Below are 17,092 nucleotides of genomic sequence, written 5' to 3'. Positions count from 1 at the left end.
CTTACAGAGGCAGTCGGGTCCCTACGTTTTCTGCAACGGCTTTCTGGTAGATTTCATAAGCGCTCGAAATATCCTCGACGGCCATGCCCATCGGATTCAAGAGAATGATCTCATCCGCGGATTCCCGTCCCGCTTTTTTCCCCAGCAAAATTTCTCCCAGTTCCGCATGTAGCTGCTCGCGGGAAAACGCTCCTTCCAGCACGAGCTGGTTAATCACTTTCTTCTCGCGGTTCGACTGATCCCAGTCATCCACCACGACTTTGTCCGCTTTCAGGAAGACCTCTTTATGTACATCCATGATCGAGATGTTACTGACAAACGCTCCTTTTTGCAGCCATTCAAACGGAATGTACGGCTTGTCGACCACCGTGCACGTAATGACGACCTCTCCTGCACGCACCGCCTGCTCGGCGCTTGTGGCAATCACGACCTCCACCGACGGCGCTTTTTCGCGCAACTGGTCGGCCAGGCGGCGAGCCGCATCGCTATTCAGGTCAAACAGATAGATTGTCGTAATCTGCGGGAATTGCTCCAGCATGGAGCGAAGCTGTGTGCTGGCGATCACGCCGCAACCCATGCACGCGACAGTCTGAAAATCTTTTTTGGCGAGATAGCGCGCCCCGATCACGGTCACGGCAGCGGTACGCATCGCACTAATCAGGCTGGTTTCCATGACGGCAATCGGATAATTGTTGGCCGGGTCATTCAGGATGATTAAGCCGCTGGCCCGCTCCAGCCCTCGTTTGCTCGGGTTGTCGTGCTTGCTGCCGATCCATTTGAGCCCGGAGACAGGCGCTTCCCCGCCAACATAAGCCGGCATGGCGATGATCCGGTCTGCAATATGACCGTTCGCTTCATTGACACGCAAGTACGGCTTCAAGGGCTGGACAAAATCTCCCTTGGCATGCAGCTCCAGCGCCCGTGATACAGCTTTCACATACAAATCGGACGAATTGCCCCCTAATTGCAAAATATCAGACTTGGACAAATACAAAATGGATGGTTGGTTGGACATGGTTTGTGATCGCTCCTTTTTTCTCACGTTATACCGTTACGGCTGACTTGCTGAGTTTTTGCACCCACGCTTCATCGTACACACTGTCGAGATAGCGCTCGCCTCGATCCGGCAAAATCGTCACTACGCGCGATCCGGCTGGAAGAGTCGAGATGATTTTTTGAATCGCTGAAATGACGGAGCCGGACGACCCCCCGGCAAAAATCCCTTCCGCCGAGAGCAGTTCCTGGCATCCCCGCACGGATTCGCTGTCGCTGACAAAAACGACGTCGTCTATTTCCTCCCGCTTGAACAGTTCAGGAACACGACTGGAACCGATGCCGGGCAGCTCGCGCGGGGCAGGCGGCGCTCCGAAAATGACCGATCCGACAGCATCCACCGCGATGACCTTCAGATTCGGATTTGCTTCCCGCAGTCTGCGCGCGGTTCCCAGGATGCTTCCCGTCGTGCTCACGGCCATAACCAGATAGTCGACCTTGCCGCCTGTCTGCTCGACGATTTCACGCGCGGTGCCGTGGTAGTACGCCTTCCAGTTGTTTTCATTCGCATACTGGTTGATCCAGTAGGCATTCGGAATCGTGGCCAAGAGTTCTTTTACCCGCTTGATCCGCGTTTTCAAATACCCGCCCTGATCGTCCGGCTCCTGCACCATTTCAATGTTGGCACCAAGCTGCTTGATGATCGTGAGGTTCGTCTTCGTGATCTTGGGGTCGACGACGCACGTAAACGTAAGCCCGTAGACCTTGGCAATCATCGAGATGGCAATACCAAGATTCCCAGACGTACTCTCGATCAAATGCGTGCCCTCATGGATGGTGCCGTCTTGCAGTCCTTGCTCGATGATGTAACGCGCTGGACGATCTTTCATGCTTCCGCCGGGATTCATCAGTTCCAGCTTGGCGAAAACTTCCACCTCGTGTTGCGCGAACAGGCGGCTCAGCTTGACCAAGGGGGTGTTCCCTACGCATGAAACAATAGAATCAGAAGCGGTACTTCTTCCACCAGCTACTTCCAGATTGGATCGAATCACCACAGGCACATTCTCCCTTTCATTTTTCGATAATGAAAATCATTATCGTTGTATATGTTGCACATACATAATATTTGATAATGATTCTTAATGTCAATTAGTAACATGGAATTTTTTTCTTTCATGATTCGACACCTGCTTCTCCGTCGGGCAATTGCTCGCACAATGCCAAAGAAGCCCTTTTCTTGCGCGAATCAAGGGCTACGTTTCGCCATTTTTTATTCCCCTCGACCTATTTGCCTTGACGAAAAAAAAGACTTCCAGCCATACAATCGTTTGAACTTATGTATGCGAATTGTCGCTTTTTTTGTTGATTTGCAAAATAAATTCACGCCTCTTGGACTACCTGTCTGTTATCTTCGGCCGCTTCATGCCCACTCCTTTTTGTATGTAGAAAAGCGCCCCCACATGCCCATTGTTGGTCCGGTTACGGAACCAAAAAGAAGAGGCACACTCTCCCGCCTCTTCTTTTCGCCATTTCCTTGTCGAAATCACTTGCACGTAAATGGTGGCTTGTGCGGAGGGGGAGGTGTAGGCACGGGCAGTGGCACTTGCTGATCTTGCAAAACTTTCAGCCCGAGATTCAGGACGATTTTCTCCCGCACGCTTGAAAACGGCTGCTCGACGTTTTGCCCTTTTTTCGAGCCTTGCCCGATGTCCAATTCGGTAAATTCGGAGTACACCAGCTCACAGTACGGCTTTTCGTTATACACCTGGCGATTTCCGAACAATCCCATGTTCAACTGGGCAGCCGTTCCCGCTTTGTTGCCGAGCTCGCCGGATGAAGAGACATCTGGTGTAAGCTGCAGAGACGGGCCGCCCGTCGGGAAGGTAATGCCCACGCAAAAATCGAATGGCAGCAAGGCAGAAACGTGGCGAATATCTCCGCAAACCGCACTTTCCGACAGGTGATCGGCGGTGGCGTACTCGATGTTTTTGCGGATGAAGCCGCTGCCAAACAGTTTGGCTGCATACGGATTGAAGGTCGGAACGAGCTCGCATTGTTCGAGAATGACACTTTTCCACGTGCGAATAATTTCCAGCGCCGGCTTTTCCAGTTGGATATTGGCTTCCACACAGACCACGACGGAAATTTCCGCCAGTGTCACAGGCACCTTGATCGTCTTCGGAAACGTGGTCGCTTCGAGACTGGAGCTGAACACGCGCACATTTTCCACCGCACAGGAATGAGGGACGGGCTTGCTGCCAAGCTCCTGTTCAGCCTTGACACTGAACTCCTTGTCAGGCTTGTGCTTGTACCCATGCCCGCATTTGCATTCGAACTTATGCTTGTGTTCGTGCTCGTGCTTGTGTTCGTGCTCGAGCTTGAACTTATATTCGTGTTCGTGTTTATGCTTGTCTTTGTGCTCGTGCTTGTCCCTATGCTTGTGTTTGTCGTCATTGCAAAAATATTCAACACTGAACTTGCCTTCTTTTGAGTCGTTTTGTTTCCCCATGTTGGTTATCGCCTCCTTTTTCCGTTCCCGAACTTACCATTCATTGTATGGCCTGGACTCTCCATTGGACTTGGCTGTTGCCGAGCGCAATTTACCCATTTTTTCTTGTGAGCTTGCAAAGTCCACTCCTTATATTTACCTAAGTAAGTATTTGGTGTAAGTCTATGTACGGCCCGGACGTTCCAAGAGTACATCCGCCTGCCACTATGGTGATCTGTGGGCGGGCAACCAGTTCTTATGGTCCTCCTGCCTGCTTTTTGATCGTCCGGCAAAAAGCAGGCCTCACACCTGACCCAGTCTGCTGAGCGGAACCAGCTGTTTGCGAAACCAGCAAATTCGCCCGCTTACCATCGCCACTCCGTTGTAAACGTGCCCGCTTGCACCGTGCTGCAAAAACGGCTCGGACATCAGACTTGCTTTCCACTCTCCGGTCTCGATCCATTTTTCCTGCAAGGCCAGCGGGCTGTTGTCGACAAGGACGCCCGCTTCCGTTTTTTCGCGGGCAACGGGCGGGCGCAATACGGTGGAAGTAAAGGGAAGGCGCAGCGTCTCATGCGCGACTTGTCCCGCCTCTCCTGTCGTGCCAAATGCCGTCAGTTCAAATTCGCCCCGAACCCAAACGACTCGACCGTTGTTCTCATGGCGCGTCTCCTGCACCTCGATGGCGATCTGCGGCTGAAGCGTATGCCACGCCTGTTTCCAGCAGGCCTGGATCGGGTGTACCCAGTTTACTTCCCACACCTCTTCCAGCACGGGCACTTGCACATAGGAGCGCTCAGCCTGTTCGGAGTACGACACATCGGCAAACACTACATGATTGTTCGCTGTGTTCGCTTGTTGCCGGGGCATGGGCTGTTGTTGTTGCGATAGCCTGACGATTGCCGTATCCGTTGCAGGTTCAGATTCAGGTTCGGTCTTGACCTCGCTTTTGGCTTCGGCAGTCTCCTGTTCCGTTACGTCGTACTGCTCCTCGGTTTGCTCCCATCCTTCCTCGGTCGGCCGGGCAGCAGACCTCCGCAGACGCTGCGACTTGGTCCATGGCGATTTGGTCAAAAGTGACCTGGACCAGGGCAGCTTTTTGACGACAGGCTTTCCGCCCCTTCGCTCCTGTCTGGCCTGGTCACGGACGAGAGGCCCTTTGCTTTTGGCAAGCCTGGTTCCTCCCGCTCGCTGCGGCGGATGCTTGTCAGCTGCCATGCCCTGCTTTTCCGCTTGCTTTACACGCAAAAATTTTTGCTGGGGGCTTTTCGGGGCCCTTTTTAATTCTGCGTTGTTTAAAAAAGGCAGCTTTTTCGTCGATGCTCGTTTCGGATGGGGGACAGCCATGTGCAACCTCCTTTCTTTCGGTCTGTCGCGTTACTTCTTTGCTATATTCATACGCGTTGCCGTGCCCGTTGGGTATAGTCGACTGTCTTCGTTGACAGCAGCAGCCGAGCTTGCTCTACGTAAGCGATTTATTCGGAGGGAAACGGGGATTTTAACGTGGAAGAAGCCCGTTACCGCGAAGGTACGGGCTTACACGTCTTCAGTCTCTCTGCAAGTTCGACAGTCCAACAACATGCAGCCTTGCAAAGGCTCAGCTTTTTCATGGAAAAAATATTATTCTCCCGTTTCGGCGAATTTCTTGATTCGCGAACCGATTTCATCGCGAACCCGCTGAAATTCCCGCCATTCTTTTCCGGCAGGATCATCAAAGCCCCAATGGACCCGTTTTACATGCGAGGGTGTTGTCGGGCAGGCAGAATCCGCGTGATGGCAAAGCGTCACAACAAGGTCTGCTTTGTTTAATATGGCTGGATCTATCACATCTGAGGTATGGGCGGACATGTCAATTCCGACTTCTTGCATCGCTCGCACCGCATTGGGATTGATACCGTGCGCTTCAATTCCGGCTGAAAACACATTCCAGGCATGGCCCAAGTATTTCTTTCCCCATGCTTCGGCCATTTGACTCCGGCAAGAGTTCCCAGTGCACAAGAAGTATATGGTTTTTTTGTTTTCCATCCTATCAGCCCCTTTTTTTGGCTTAACAACACGAATTGTTATCCTGCGCTGTATGTTCCTTTACACAACAAGCATCTTGGTTTGCTTGCGAGAGATCGCTGTCAGCCTTTGTGTAAAAAAACTCCCATTCGTTTCCGTCCGGATCGGTGATCCAAAATTTGTCCTGGACAGCATAACAGCAGGTCGTATCCAGTTCTTCACGTACCAAAAGGCCTTCTTTTTCCAACCTTTCCTTGTGAACGGCAATCTCTTCTGCACGTTCAACCTGGAACCCGAAGTGATTCACCTGGTTACCACTAACAGCGTCCCGAACATTCAAGGTAAAGTTTAGCCCTGGGCTTTCCAGCAAAAATTTCGCATAGTCACCCTTGACCTTTACAGGCTCCACCCCAAACATTTTTTGGTAAAATTCCACTGACTTCTCCAAATGCGAAACATTAATTCCAACATGTACATACTTCATTTCTGATTCCTCCCCAGATTCAAATGTTATTCATCAAAAAAAATTGATATAAGGTTTAAAAAAAATTAGCAGCAGCTTCCTTTGCCAGCTTTCCTGAAGATGCAGCATAGCTCTTCCGATAGCAGGTGGTTCACTTCCTCATCGTTCAGATCGTAGTAACTCCAGGTTCCTCTTGTCTCTTTTGTAATTAGGTTGGCGTCCAGCAAAATTTTGAGATGGTACGAAAGCTTGGATTGTGGCATGTCAAAAACTTCTGTAAGGTCGCAGACGCACGTTTTCCCTCTTTGGCATAGCTCATACATAATTTCTAATCGTCTCTGATCGCCGAGAGCTTTGAATTTCTTCTCATACTGGTCCAGCTTTTGTTTGAGATTGTTCACGGAAGATGACCCCATTCATCAATTTTTTTTGATGAATATATTATAAGCATGATTTTTAAGAAAATGCAATCATTGCATCAACTTTTTTTGATGAAACATCTTTCGGGGCGCTGCTTTGCAAACGTGTTGTCGTTCTTTTGGCGTTTTTTTGTTTTTGCACGCCAAAAAAGCCCGATTTCCAAGCGATCGGACTCTTTCTTTCTGCTCTGTCGTGTTTTTTCCTGGAGGGCTTCGCCCTGCTTACACCTGTTTGCGCAGCTCGTCGGGCACACGCATTTTTTCGCCTGTTCTTACGCTAATAGCGACAAACGTAACGTCGGCTTGCAGGACAAGCTCATCATGCTGGTTGCGGATGAGCTGCCGGAGAACAAAGCTCGTATTGCCCACCCGTTCTATGTACGAGTGAATCAACAGGACGTCGCCGAGAAAAGCCTCCTTTTTGTACTCCGCGTGCAACTGAGCCACAAACGAGCGGAAGCCAAGACTGGCAAAATAGTGATACCAATGCTGGCGCGCCTGCTCCAAAAACGCCATGTACTTGACGTTGTTCACATGGCCATCGTGTATCGCCTCTGGCTGTACGTGAATTTCGAACGGTGAAACAGGTGGCATGGACGAATCCCCTTTTCTTTTGTGCTGGCAGGTTTCTTTTCGTCAACATTCGCGGTCCACGCGGAAAATTCCTGCCAGCCTTGTCCATCGTCCATCGCACGGGAGACAGGCGCATTTTCACTTTTCACTCTTTGACTGCACCGGACGTCAACCCGGAGATGATCCGTCTTTGGAAAATCAGCACCATGACCACGAGCGGAACGGTAACGATGATGGATGCGGCCGAGATTTCCCCCCACGGAATCGTGTACATCCCCTGAAACATGACGATACCTACAGGAACTGTCTTCATCGCTTCTTGCGTATTCAGCGTCAGCGCGAACAAAAATTCGTTCCAGGCGGCGATAAAGACGAGAATCGCTGTCGTAAACACGCCTGGCATTGCCAGTGGGAAAAATACTTTCGTCATCGTCTGCCAGACGCTCGCTCCGTCCACCTTTGCGGCTTCTCCCAGATCGCTCGGAATTTTGCGGAAGTAGATCGTCAAATTCCAGATCGCGAGCGGCAGCGCAAAAGTCGTGTACGGAATAATCAGGCCAAGGTAGCTGTTGGTCAGACCCATGGATTGCATGAACATGAATATCGGCGAGATCGTGGCAATTTGCGGGAACATGGATACCGCCAACACGACGCCGAGAATGATCGTCTTCCCGCGAAAAGACAGCCAGGCAATCGCGTACGCGGCAAAGGACGCGATTGTGATCGAGTACAACGTCGTCAGCGTCGCTACTACCGTCGAGTTCCACAAATAAGTAGCGAATGGCCGTTCGGTGAAGACCCGGATGAAGTTGTCGAGCGTCGGATTCTGGATGATAAAGTGAAAGGCGCGCTCTCCAAAAAGCTCTCCGGGCGGCTTCAGTGCGGCAAGCAAAATCCATAAAAATGGGAACATGACGACGAAGACAAAAAGCAGCAATCCAATGTAGAACAAGGGCCCTGCACTTTTTTGCATGCGCGTTTCCTCCTTATCTTCTGTTGCCTTCACCCAAGAGGTCTGCCCCCAAAATTTTCACGTAGCCAATCGAGATCAAGGCGACGCACAAGAAGACAATGACAGCGAGCGCCGAGCCTTCCCCAAAACTCATCTGCGCAAACATCGTTTTGTAGGCGTAGATGGAAATCGTTTCGGTAGAGTTGGCTGGTCCACCGCCCGTCAACGCGTAAATGAGGTCGAACACGCGGAAGGCATCCAGCGTCCGGAACAATAGCGCTACAAGAATCGTCGACTTGAGCATGGGCAGCGTGATGCGGAAAAACTGTTGCAAGCGGCTGGCTCCGTCTACAGAAGCGGCTTCGTACAAGCTTTGCGGAATCGTCTGCAAGCCGGCAAAGATCAACAGCGCCATGAACGGAGTCGTCTTCCAGACGTCCGCCAAAATGACCGAGAACATTGCGCCTGCCTTTGTCGAGAGCAGCACGCCCATGTCCGAAACAAGTCCTGTCGCCTCAAACAGATGGGCGACGATCCCGTTTTGTCCGTCGTAGAGAAATTTCCACATCATCGCGGAAATCACCGTTGGAATGGCCCACGGAATCAGGACAGTTGCGCGGACAAGCCCCCGCCCGCGAAACGGCCGATTGATGAGCAGCGCGATACCCAAGCCAAGGACAAGCTCAATCGCAACGGAAATGACCGTAAAAAAGAACGTGTTATACAAAGCCGCCCACATGCGGTTGTCGGTCAAAAACTGCTTGTAGTAGGTGAAGCCAACGTAGTTCGGCTCAATGATCGAGGATTTGATTCCCGACACGACACCGACTGCCCCCTCGGGCTTGGACAACTGCTTTTGCGCGCCGAGCTCCAGGAGCGTCGACTCTGCTGTCGCCAAGGTAGTCCGTATGGTTTCGGTCTGCTCAGCCGAGAGTGTCACGTACTTCAGTTCGGCGGGCACTGGCTTGAATTCCAGCAAAAGCTGATCGATAGCTTCATAGCGACTCGCGATCTCGCCTGTCTGGCTGAGGGCAGCATGCATTTGCTCGATCTGCTGCCGGACTGCGTCCAACCGTTCCTTCGTTGCCCCTTCGGCTGTCTCCGCCTCTTTTTTCACATAGCGGAGCAAATTGGGCAGCGTGCTGACGTAGCGCTCCATATCCAGACCATACGAGGAATGGATCTCAGTCTTTGTCGGGTCATTCAGCCGGATGTCGTGCAGACTGATCCAAAATGATCGCATGACAGGCCAAATCGCGATGACAAGTATAATCAGCAGTGCGGGAAAAATCAGCAAATAGCCCATCTGCTTTTCCGTAAGGGACCCTTTGTTTTGTCGATTCATCCGTTCACCACCTTCTCCTGATTGAAAGCCTCGTGGAACTGTGCGAGATCCATTCACTCCCGGGAGAGACATCCTCCCCCGGAAGCGATGCGGACCCGTTCTTGTTTACAGCTTGTCTTCGGCTATTTTTTCATCAGTTCGTTCATTTTTGTTTCCATGTTTTGCACAGCCTGCTCGGCGGATTGTTGTCCGGCGAGTGCCTTGGACACCTCGATCTGGATTACTTCCGAAATTTTCGGATAAATCGGGGTGGTCGGACGGGAAACAGCAGCGCTGACGCCATCTACGAAATCTTTGTTGGCAAACAACGGGCTTGCCTTTTGCACGTCAGCATCTTCATACACAGGCAGCAGAGTTGGGGCGAGGCCGCCGTGTACCGCCGAAATTTTTTGTCCCTCGGCTCCTGTCATGAACTTGAGGAATTCCCAAGCTTCTTTCGGATGTTTGCTGAACTTGTTGATTCCGCCCATCCAGCCGCCGAGTGCGGCTGCAGACCCTGCATCTCCTGCTGGCAGCGGCGCGATTGCCACTTTGTCGACGATTTTCGATTGGGCCTGATCCTGCGCCAGTGCGAACTGGTACGGCCAGTTGCGGATAAAGGCCGACTGTCCTTCCAGGAAGGCGGTATGCGATTCTGTCTCCATGAAGGTAGTGATGTTGCTTGGCACGAAGTCCGATTGGACGACTTCGATCATTTTCTGCAAGCCTTTGATGGTGGCCGGATTGTTGATCGCTACATTGCCCTGTTCATCGAGAATTTTGCCGCCGTAAGAGGCAATGAACTCGACGAAGTTGCACACGAGTCCTTCGTATTGCTTCGCTTGCATCAGGTAGCCGAATTTCGTGCCTCCCTGTCCCTTCGTGGCTTTTGCCTGCGCGATCAATTCATCCCATGTTTTGGGCGGCTCTTGGACCAGGTCTTTGCGGTAAAACAGCAGTCCGGCATCGATGAACTTCGGCATGGTCCATTGCTGACCACCAAAGTTCCCAGCATCCATCGCCCCTTTGATGTATTTTCCGGTATCGATTCCGTCCTGCTCGATCAGGCGGTCGAGCGGAAGCAGATAGCCGGCCTGGGCAAATTCAGCGGGCCAGATGACGTCCAGGTCAAACACGTCGATCTCCGACGATTGCGCACTGAACATCGTGACGTACTGGTCGTGGCTCTGTCCGGTATCCGCAGGCATTTCGCGAATCTCTACCTCAATGTTGGGGTGAGCGTTCTGAAAAGCTTCCACAAGCCTTTTCGTGGAGTCTGTAGAGTCTTTGCCGCGGGCGTAGACGATTTTGACTTTTTCTGCAGGCTGTGACGCAGGTTCTGTGTTGGATGTGTCTGTTGTGGGCTGTCCCTGGGCGGGCGCGGATTGTTGCGGAGTGGATGAGCATGCTGCCAAAGAGAGTGCAACCGTCAAGGTAAGTCCCATTGATGCAAGTCGTTTCATCACTTTCATACAATTCAACCCCCTATGCTCTTTGTATGAATCTATTTCTTCGCCTGCAGAAGCAGGACAAGAAACCATCGTTACAGTCGGACAGCCTCGCCTGTTTGCGCCGACTGGTAAATCGCCTCGATCAACCGGGTAATGTACAAGGCTTGCTCTGGAGTGCAAAGCGGCTGTGCCTTGCCTTCGATCGCATCGAGGAAATTGCCGAGCAAGAGAACCCGTTCATTGCAGGGCTTTGGCGAAAGCTCCGTCGTTGCCGTCACGCCGCCCCACTCGTGGTACAGCGTGAGCTTTTCCTCCAGCAAGTCAAACGAGACACCGCCCTCCTGCCCGTACAGTTGCAGGAAAACGTTTTCTTTTTCAATGTGAGAAGCCCAGCTGGCATCAAGTGTGAGCGAAAATCCGTTTTCAAACGTAATCATCGCAACGGCCATGTCTTCCACGTCGAATTTGCCGTCATCCACACGTCTTCCCCACTCTGACAGTCCACGCTTGTGCGGGCCGAATTGCGCATACGTTTGACCGAGTACAGATACCGGCTTCGGATGACCGAGCAGCCACAAAGTCAAGTCGAGCATATGTACCCCGATGTCGATCAAAGGCCCGCCGCCAGCCAGCTCTTTTTGCGTAAACCAGCTTCCCCAGCCGGGGATGCCGTTGCGGCGAACCCAGCCTGTCTTGGCGTGGTAAATCGTGCCCAGTCTGCCTTCATCCAGCCATGCCTTGACTTGCAGGGCTTGGCTGCGAAAGCGGTTGTTTTGCGCGACCATCAAAATTTTCCCGGCTTGCTTCGCTGCATCGATCATTTCTTGTGCCTGTCCGGCGTTCAGCGCGATCGGCTTTTCGCACAGCAGGTGCTTGCCTGCGGCCAACGCCTGTTTGGCAGCTTCGGCATGCAAATAGTTCGGGACGCAGACGATTGCAGCGTCGATCTGCGACTCGGCAAGCATCTCCCGATAATCGGCAAATACGTGCGGAATACCGTACTGCCGCGCCTTTTCGTTGGCCATATCCGTCGATACATCGGCAATGGCGACAACCTCGGCGCGCGGTTCCCTCCTGGCTGCCTCCAGATGAGCCTGAGCGATCCCGCCTGCTCCGATGATTCCGATTTTGTGCGTTTGCATAGTTGTCACACCTCCCTCCTACACCCACCATGGAGTATGAATCGGCTCGCGCAAAATGACCTGTTGCAAGTTTTGCACGGCACGCTGGAAGCCTTCCTCGATTGACATGAGCGCATCTTCGTGCTCGATGCTGATGACGTAATCGTAGCCATTCATGCGCAGGGCGCTCATCATGTCCGCCCACGTCTGCTGCGAATGTCCGTAGCCGACCGTGCGGAAATACCACGCCCGCTCATTGAGATTGGCGTACGAATTCATGTCGGTCAGCCCGTACATGTTCACCTTTTCCTGATCGATATACGTATCCTTTGCATGGAAGTGGTAGATCGCTTTTTCTTTTCCCAATAGTTTGATCGCCGCTACCGGATCAATGCCTTGCCACCACATATGGCTCGGATCGAAGTTGGCTCCGATGGCGTCTCCGACCTGCTCGCGCAGCTTGAGCAGCGTCCCTGGCGTATGGACGAGGAAGCCACCGTGCATCTCCAAGGCGACCTTGACCTGATGCGACTTGGCGTAGCCGCCCCACTCCCGCCAGTACGGGATGAGCTTCTCGTTCCACTGCCAGTTCAGCACGTCGCGATATTCATTCGGCCATGGAGCGACAGGCCAGTTCGGGTACTTCGCGCCTTCGTGATCCCCGGCTGTACCGGAAAAACAATTGACGACAGGAACCTCCAAAAGCTCAGCCAGCTGGACCGTTTTGACAAACGTATCGTGCGACTGCCGGGCAAAGCTTTTGTCTGGCGAAAGCGGGTTGCCATGGCAGCTGAGTGCGCTAATCACCAGCCCCCGATCCTCAACGGCTTTGCGGTACGCCCGGCGCTTTTGCTCACTTTCCAACAGCTCATCAAGCGGACAATGCGCATTGCCGGGATAGCAACCCGTTCCGATTTCCACCGCCTCCAGTCCCGCCTCCTTCACGTGATCGAGCATGTCCTCAAACGACTTTTCGCTAAACAGAACGGTAAACACACCGAGCTTCACATGTTTTCCTCCTTCATCATCGCTTTTATCGCTTTCTCGCGCAAAGCTTGCAGATTTATCTATGGGCAGATCGTGATGTTTCCTCGTTTATAGCGCTTACACTTTGCCGGATGACGAGATGGTGCGGCACGATGCTCATCCGCTCCACCGGCTCGTTGCGGATTTGCTTGAGCAGCTGCTCTGCCGCTGCCTTGCCGTACATGAACGGGTCGTTGTGCACGGTCGTCAGCATCGGACGGGTCAAGGAGGCCAGCTCCAGGTTGTCAAACCCCATGACCGAGATGTCCTCCGGGACGCGAATCCCGTGGTCGTGCAAGTAGTTGAGCACGCCGACAGCCATCAGGTCTGTGGCGACAAACACGGCGGTCGGGCGCACGTCTTCCTCCCAGATACGGCGCATGGCTTCATAGCCGCTTTTGGCGGTGAAATCTCCCTCCACGACAAAGCCGTCGTGAATCGGCAGGTCGTGCGCGCGCATCGCTTTGCGGTATCCGCCCATGCGGTCCAGCCCGCACGGAGGGTCCCACAGCGGACCGGAGACACAGGCGATTTTCCGGTGGCCCTGCGAGATGAGATAGGCTGTGGCATCGTAGGACGCTTGGACGTTGTTGACGTTCACGGTCGGGATCTGGTAGCCGGGCAAGTCATGGCCCGTCACGACCATCGGCACCTGCATTTCGTGGAGCGTCTGGAAGTTGCTCTCCAAAAAGTGAATGCTGGCGATGATGACGCCATCGAGCTGCTTTTCCTTGAACAGACGCAGATACTTCAGCTCTTTGTCCACCACCTCGTCCGAGATGGCCAGAAACATGCTGTAGTCGTCGTTGCTAAGCACGCTGTCAATGCCGTACGTGAGATTGGAGTAAAAGTTGTTGTTGATGTCCGGAATCATGACTCCGATAATTCGGGTCTCCTTGCTGACGAGACTGCGGGCAATCGCATTCGGCTGAAAGCCCGTTTCCTCAACGATGCGCAAAACCCGCTCGCGCAACTCCGGCCTGACTGGTTTGGAGTTGTTCAATACACGCGAGACGGTGGCAATCGAGACGTTGGCGAGTTGAGCAATGTCTTTTATCGTGACTGGAATGATTTTTCACTCACTTTCTCACATTCAGGTAAACGTTTTCCTACCCCAAAAATAACATCAGATAATTATTGTTGTCAATATTCTGTCACTTTCTCTTTTTCGACTTTTTCTGTCAAATACAGTTCTATTTGTCGAAAAATGCCACAAAAAAAACCCAGAGGCTTTCCCCCTGGGCTATCTCCAAAAGCTCATGCAAAGGGTGTATATACCGGCAGCGAAATCTCTACCGTCGTCCCCATGTTCCGCTGGCTGCTGATTTTCATGCGCCCTTGATGGGCTTGAATGATTTTGTAGCTAATCATCAGGCCAAGACCTGTCCCTTTTTCTTTCGTCGTATAGAACGGCTCGCCCAGCTTTCGGATGCGCTCTTCGTCGATCCCCTCTCCCTGGTCCTGAATGCTCACAGAAAGGGTGTCTTCGATCTGCTGAAGCTGAATCGTGATGCACCCGCCACTTGACATGGCTTCGATCGCATTTTTTAAAATATGGATAAAGACTTGCTTTAACTGATTTTCTTCACAATTGACCATCGCCGCAGTCGCGTCCAGCTCCATCGTAATCTGCACGTTGTTTACAATCGCCTCGGTTTGCAGCAGCTCGACTACCTGATGCAAGAGCGGCGAGAGGCTGCGCGGCGTAAAGTTGACGGCCTGCGGCTTGGCGAGCACCAGAAATTCGTTCACAACCGATTGGATGCGATCCAGCTCGGAGAGGATCGTCTGAAAATACTCCCGCTTGTCATTGCCTTCCAGAATGAATTGGGTAAAGCCGCGAATCGAAGTCAGCGGATTGCGGATTTCATGGGCAACACCTGCGGCCAGTTGACCGACGACAGACAGCTTTTCCGATTTGCGCAGCAGTTCTTCCGTCTTTTTCAGCTCGGTAATGTCCCGGCTGATGACCAGCAGTCCGTTACGCTTGCCATCCGGGTCAAAGATCGGAACCTTGTACACGTCAAAAATGCGGGTTTCGTCCTGGCTGATCGATACGCTCCCTTCCAGCCGCACTGGCTTGCCCTCTTCCCACACCTGCCTGTCCGATTCGGCACATTTCAGCAGTGCTCTTTTGTAATGGGGCGACAGTTGCGCAAGCTCTGCATTGGTCTTCCCCCGATAAGAAACGTCCTCCAGCTCAAAAATGCGCAGGCAGCTGTCGTTTGCTTCGATCCAGCGGCCTTCGCCGTCTTTGTAGCAGACGGAATCCGGCATGGCATTGATTAAAGTCCGCAGCAGCTTTGCATTTTCGATCAGCGCGGCCTCCATCCGCTTGTGCTCCGAGATGTCCCGCTGCGTCGCTACAAAAGCGAGCAGATTTCCTTCCGCATCCGGGAGCGGCAAAATGAAGGCGCTGACATCGAGCAAACTGCCGTCCTTGCGCTGCCGCACCGTCTCATACGACATCACATGGCGACTGCGCACGATTTCCTGCTGCAGCAATTGAAACTCCTCGCGCAAAAAATCGGGAACCGTGGGCAGCGTGTCTCCGACAACCTCTTGCTCGCTCCACCCGTACATTTGCTCAAAGGCGCGGTTTACCTTGAGAATTTTGAAGTCGACGTCGAGCACAACAATCGAATCCTCTGTATTACGCAAATACAGGTCAAGCCGTTCCTTCGTCGCTCGCAAATCCGCCTCGATCTGCTTGTGGCGGGTAATGTCTTTGGCGATCGCGTAAAAGCCGCTGATCTCATTGTCCACAAACATCGGAAAGTTGTGAATGCAGACGTCAACGCTGTGACCGTTTTTATGTTTGAAAGCGATTTCAAATTCTTGCGGCCGAATCATCGCGTCCAGGTCGAACGGACGGGGGTGCTTGTCGGTGCATTCCGACAAAATCAAACTGCGGAGGTTGGTCGCCTGCAAATCTTCGACAGGATAGCCTACCAATCTCTCCGCCGACGGATTGGCGTCCAAGATGTTGCCCTGCAAGTCGCAGCAGATGATTGCCGCAGGGTTGTCTTCAAAAAGCGACCGGTAAAACAACTCGCTGCGGACGGTTGGCTTGGCCTTCTCTTCCGGCTCGGGCAGCTGTCCCCGTTCGCTGTTCGGTGAAGCAGCGCCTGCATCTACGGACGCGTCTTGCGCCCCTTTTTCGCAAAAAGCAGGCTCGTAACCGCTCGGCGGGATGGCGTAAACGACAGAGCCGATTGGTTTGCCGCCGTATATATAAGGGATTCGTTCAAAACGCCACGTTCCTTTCCGGTGCTCTGCCTCCCACTGCGATTTCGAAACAATCTTCAGTGCTCCTGGCGGTGCGCCGAGCAAATTTTGCTGATGATCGATCCAGCCTTGCTCGTACAGGGTCTCCGAGGCATGGATGACCTTGCCCCCGCGATCCAGCACCAAAAAAGGGCTGCACCCTGGAGATGACACGAGCTTGTAGAAGCGCTCCGTCAGGCGCAAACGCTCCTGCTCCAGTTGGTTGCGCAAGTAGTTTTCAACTGTTTGCTTCACGGAGATCACTGTTGCAAGCGACTGGGGATGGTTGACCCTCCACAAGCCAGTGAGGTTGAACACCCCCAGAATGTCACCGGTAGCAGGGTCGCGAATGGGCGCGGCCGAGCACGTCCATTTTTGCACCTCCTGACAAAAATGCTCTCCGGCGAACACTTGCACGGGGCTGCCTGTCACCAGCGAAGTCCCGATGGCGTTCGTTCCCGCCCGATTTTCCGCCCAGGAAGAGCCGAGGACAAAATTCATGTCTTCTGCTTTCAGCATGAGCGACAAATTGCCATCGAGGTGAACAATTTCGCCTGCTGCATTGCAAAACGTGACCAAGTGACCAGAATCCATCGCAGCTTCCTTCTGCTGATCCAGAAGCGGCTTGAGGATGCGCTGCAGCGAATCATCCTGCCAAAATGCCTCAATCTCTTCCTGCGACAGGGTGATCGCTGTTTTGTTGGTCAGAGGATGGATGCTTTGCTCCTGACAGCGTTGCCAGGATTCGTACATCAGCGGTCGAATGGCTGGTTTATCATTGATTCCTGAAACGTATCGTTCCCATTCCAGTTCAAGCTTTACTCTTTCTTCAGAAAGATTAGCAAATCGATCCAGAGCTATCCGCTGATTCATGGTCTCCACCCTCCAGATTAGAAAACTTGGCTGCGGCAAAAAAGTGGGTGCCCGCGATTTTACATGAAATCTTTCGACAATTTCTTGAAATTTCCTTTTTATCAAAAAATTAGCTCTTCACCATAAAACGTGCTTGAT

Annotated in this window: 15 protein-coding genes; all 15 read right to left on the bottom strand. The window is 52.7% G+C overall.

Annotation, left to right across the window (positions count from 1 at the left end):
- Window position 1: 1 nt before the first annotated feature.
- Entirely contained in the window at window positions 2–1,015 is a 1,014-nt protein-coding gene (gene sbnB / locus AAFJ72_RS11120; protein WP_432777113.1) for a 2,3-diaminopropionate biosynthesis protein SbnB, read from the bottom strand.
- A 28-nt stretch (window positions 1,016–1,043) separates the two neighbouring features.
- Entirely contained in the window at window positions 1,044–2,048 is a 1,005-nt protein-coding gene (gene sbnA / locus AAFJ72_RS11115; protein WP_432777112.1) for a 2,3-diaminopropionate biosynthesis protein SbnA, read from the bottom strand.
- Between the two features lie 488 nt (window positions 2,049–2,536).
- Window positions 2,537–3,502, bottom strand: coding sequence for a CsxC family protein (locus tag AAFJ72_RS11110; protein ID WP_432777111.1), 966 nt, complete (start codon window positions 3,500–3,502; stop codon window positions 2,537–2,539).
- A 282-nt stretch (window positions 3,503–3,784) separates the two neighbouring features.
- Window positions 3,785–4,699, bottom strand: coding sequence for a hypothetical protein (locus tag AAFJ72_RS11105; RefSeq protein WP_432777110.1), 915 nt, complete (start codon window positions 4,697–4,699; stop codon window positions 3,785–3,787).
- Between the two features lie 402 nt (window positions 4,700–5,101).
- Window positions 5,102–5,506, bottom strand: coding sequence for an arsenate reductase (thioredoxin) (arsC, locus tag AAFJ72_RS11100; protein WP_432777109.1), 405 nt, complete (start codon window positions 5,504–5,506; stop codon window positions 5,102–5,104).
- A 22-nt stretch (window positions 5,507–5,528) separates the two neighbouring features.
- Window positions 5,529–5,969, bottom strand: coding sequence for an ArsI/CadI family heavy metal resistance metalloenzyme (locus tag AAFJ72_RS11095; protein WP_432777108.1), 441 nt, complete (start codon window positions 5,967–5,969; stop codon window positions 5,529–5,531).
- A gap of 65 nt (window positions 5,970–6,034) precedes the next feature.
- Window positions 6,035–6,364, bottom strand: a complete 330-nt coding sequence (locus AAFJ72_RS11090) for an ArsR/SmtB family transcription factor (protein ID WP_432777107.1) — start codon at window positions 6,362–6,364, stop codon at window positions 6,035–6,037.
- Between the two features lie 225 nt (window positions 6,365–6,589).
- Entirely contained in the window at window positions 6,590–6,961 is a 372-nt protein-coding gene (locus tag AAFJ72_RS11085) for an acyl-CoA thioesterase (protein ID WP_432777106.1), read from the bottom strand.
- Window positions 6,962–7,085: 124 nt separating this feature from the next.
- Window positions 7,086–7,913: a carbohydrate ABC transporter permease gene (locus AAFJ72_RS11080; RefSeq protein ID WP_122903843.1), complete on the bottom strand. Its 828-nt coding sequence runs from the start codon at window positions 7,911–7,913 to the stop codon at window positions 7,086–7,088.
- 13 nt (window positions 7,914–7,926) lie between these two features.
- Entirely contained in the window at window positions 7,927–9,237 is a 1,311-nt protein-coding gene (locus AAFJ72_RS11075; protein ID WP_122903844.1) for a carbohydrate ABC transporter permease, read from the bottom strand.
- A 122-nt stretch (window positions 9,238–9,359) separates the two neighbouring features.
- On the bottom strand, window positions 9,360–10,688 hold the full coding sequence (locus AAFJ72_RS11070) for an ABC transporter substrate-binding protein (RefSeq protein ID WP_122903845.1): 1,329 nt from the start codon (window positions 10,686–10,688) through the stop codon (window positions 9,360–9,362).
- A gap of 71 nt (window positions 10,689–10,759) precedes the next feature.
- The gene (locus AAFJ72_RS11065; RefSeq protein ID WP_122903846.1) at window positions 10,760–11,809 is read right to left on the bottom strand and encodes a Gfo/Idh/MocA family protein; all 1,050 of its coding nucleotides are present in this window, start codon (window positions 11,807–11,809) and stop codon (window positions 10,760–10,762) included.
- An 18-nt stretch (window positions 11,810–11,827) separates the two neighbouring features.
- Window positions 11,828–12,796 (bottom strand): sugar phosphate isomerase/epimerase family protein, encoded by a 969-nt coding sequence (locus AAFJ72_RS11060; RefSeq protein ID WP_122903847.1) that lies wholly within the window; start codon window positions 12,794–12,796, stop codon window positions 11,828–11,830.
- 55 nt (window positions 12,797–12,851) lie between these two features.
- Window positions 12,852–13,862 (bottom strand): LacI family DNA-binding transcriptional regulator, encoded by a 1,011-nt coding sequence (locus tag AAFJ72_RS11055; protein ID WP_122903848.1) that lies wholly within the window; start codon window positions 13,860–13,862, stop codon window positions 12,852–12,854.
- Between the two features lie 209 nt (window positions 13,863–14,071).
- Window positions 14,072–16,954, bottom strand: a complete 2,883-nt coding sequence (locus AAFJ72_RS11050) for a PAS domain S-box protein (RefSeq protein ID WP_122903849.1) — start codon at window positions 16,952–16,954, stop codon at window positions 14,072–14,074.
- Window positions 16,955–17,092: the final 138 nt, after the last annotated feature.

The organism is Brevibacillus gelatini (assembly GCF_050920745.1).
Classification (GTDB): domain Bacteria; phylum Bacillota; class Bacilli; order Brevibacillales; family Brevibacillaceae; genus Brevibacillus; species Brevibacillus gelatini.
Note: the sequence above shows the minus strand (reverse complement) of the source record. Positions and strands in the feature narration are given on the sequence as shown.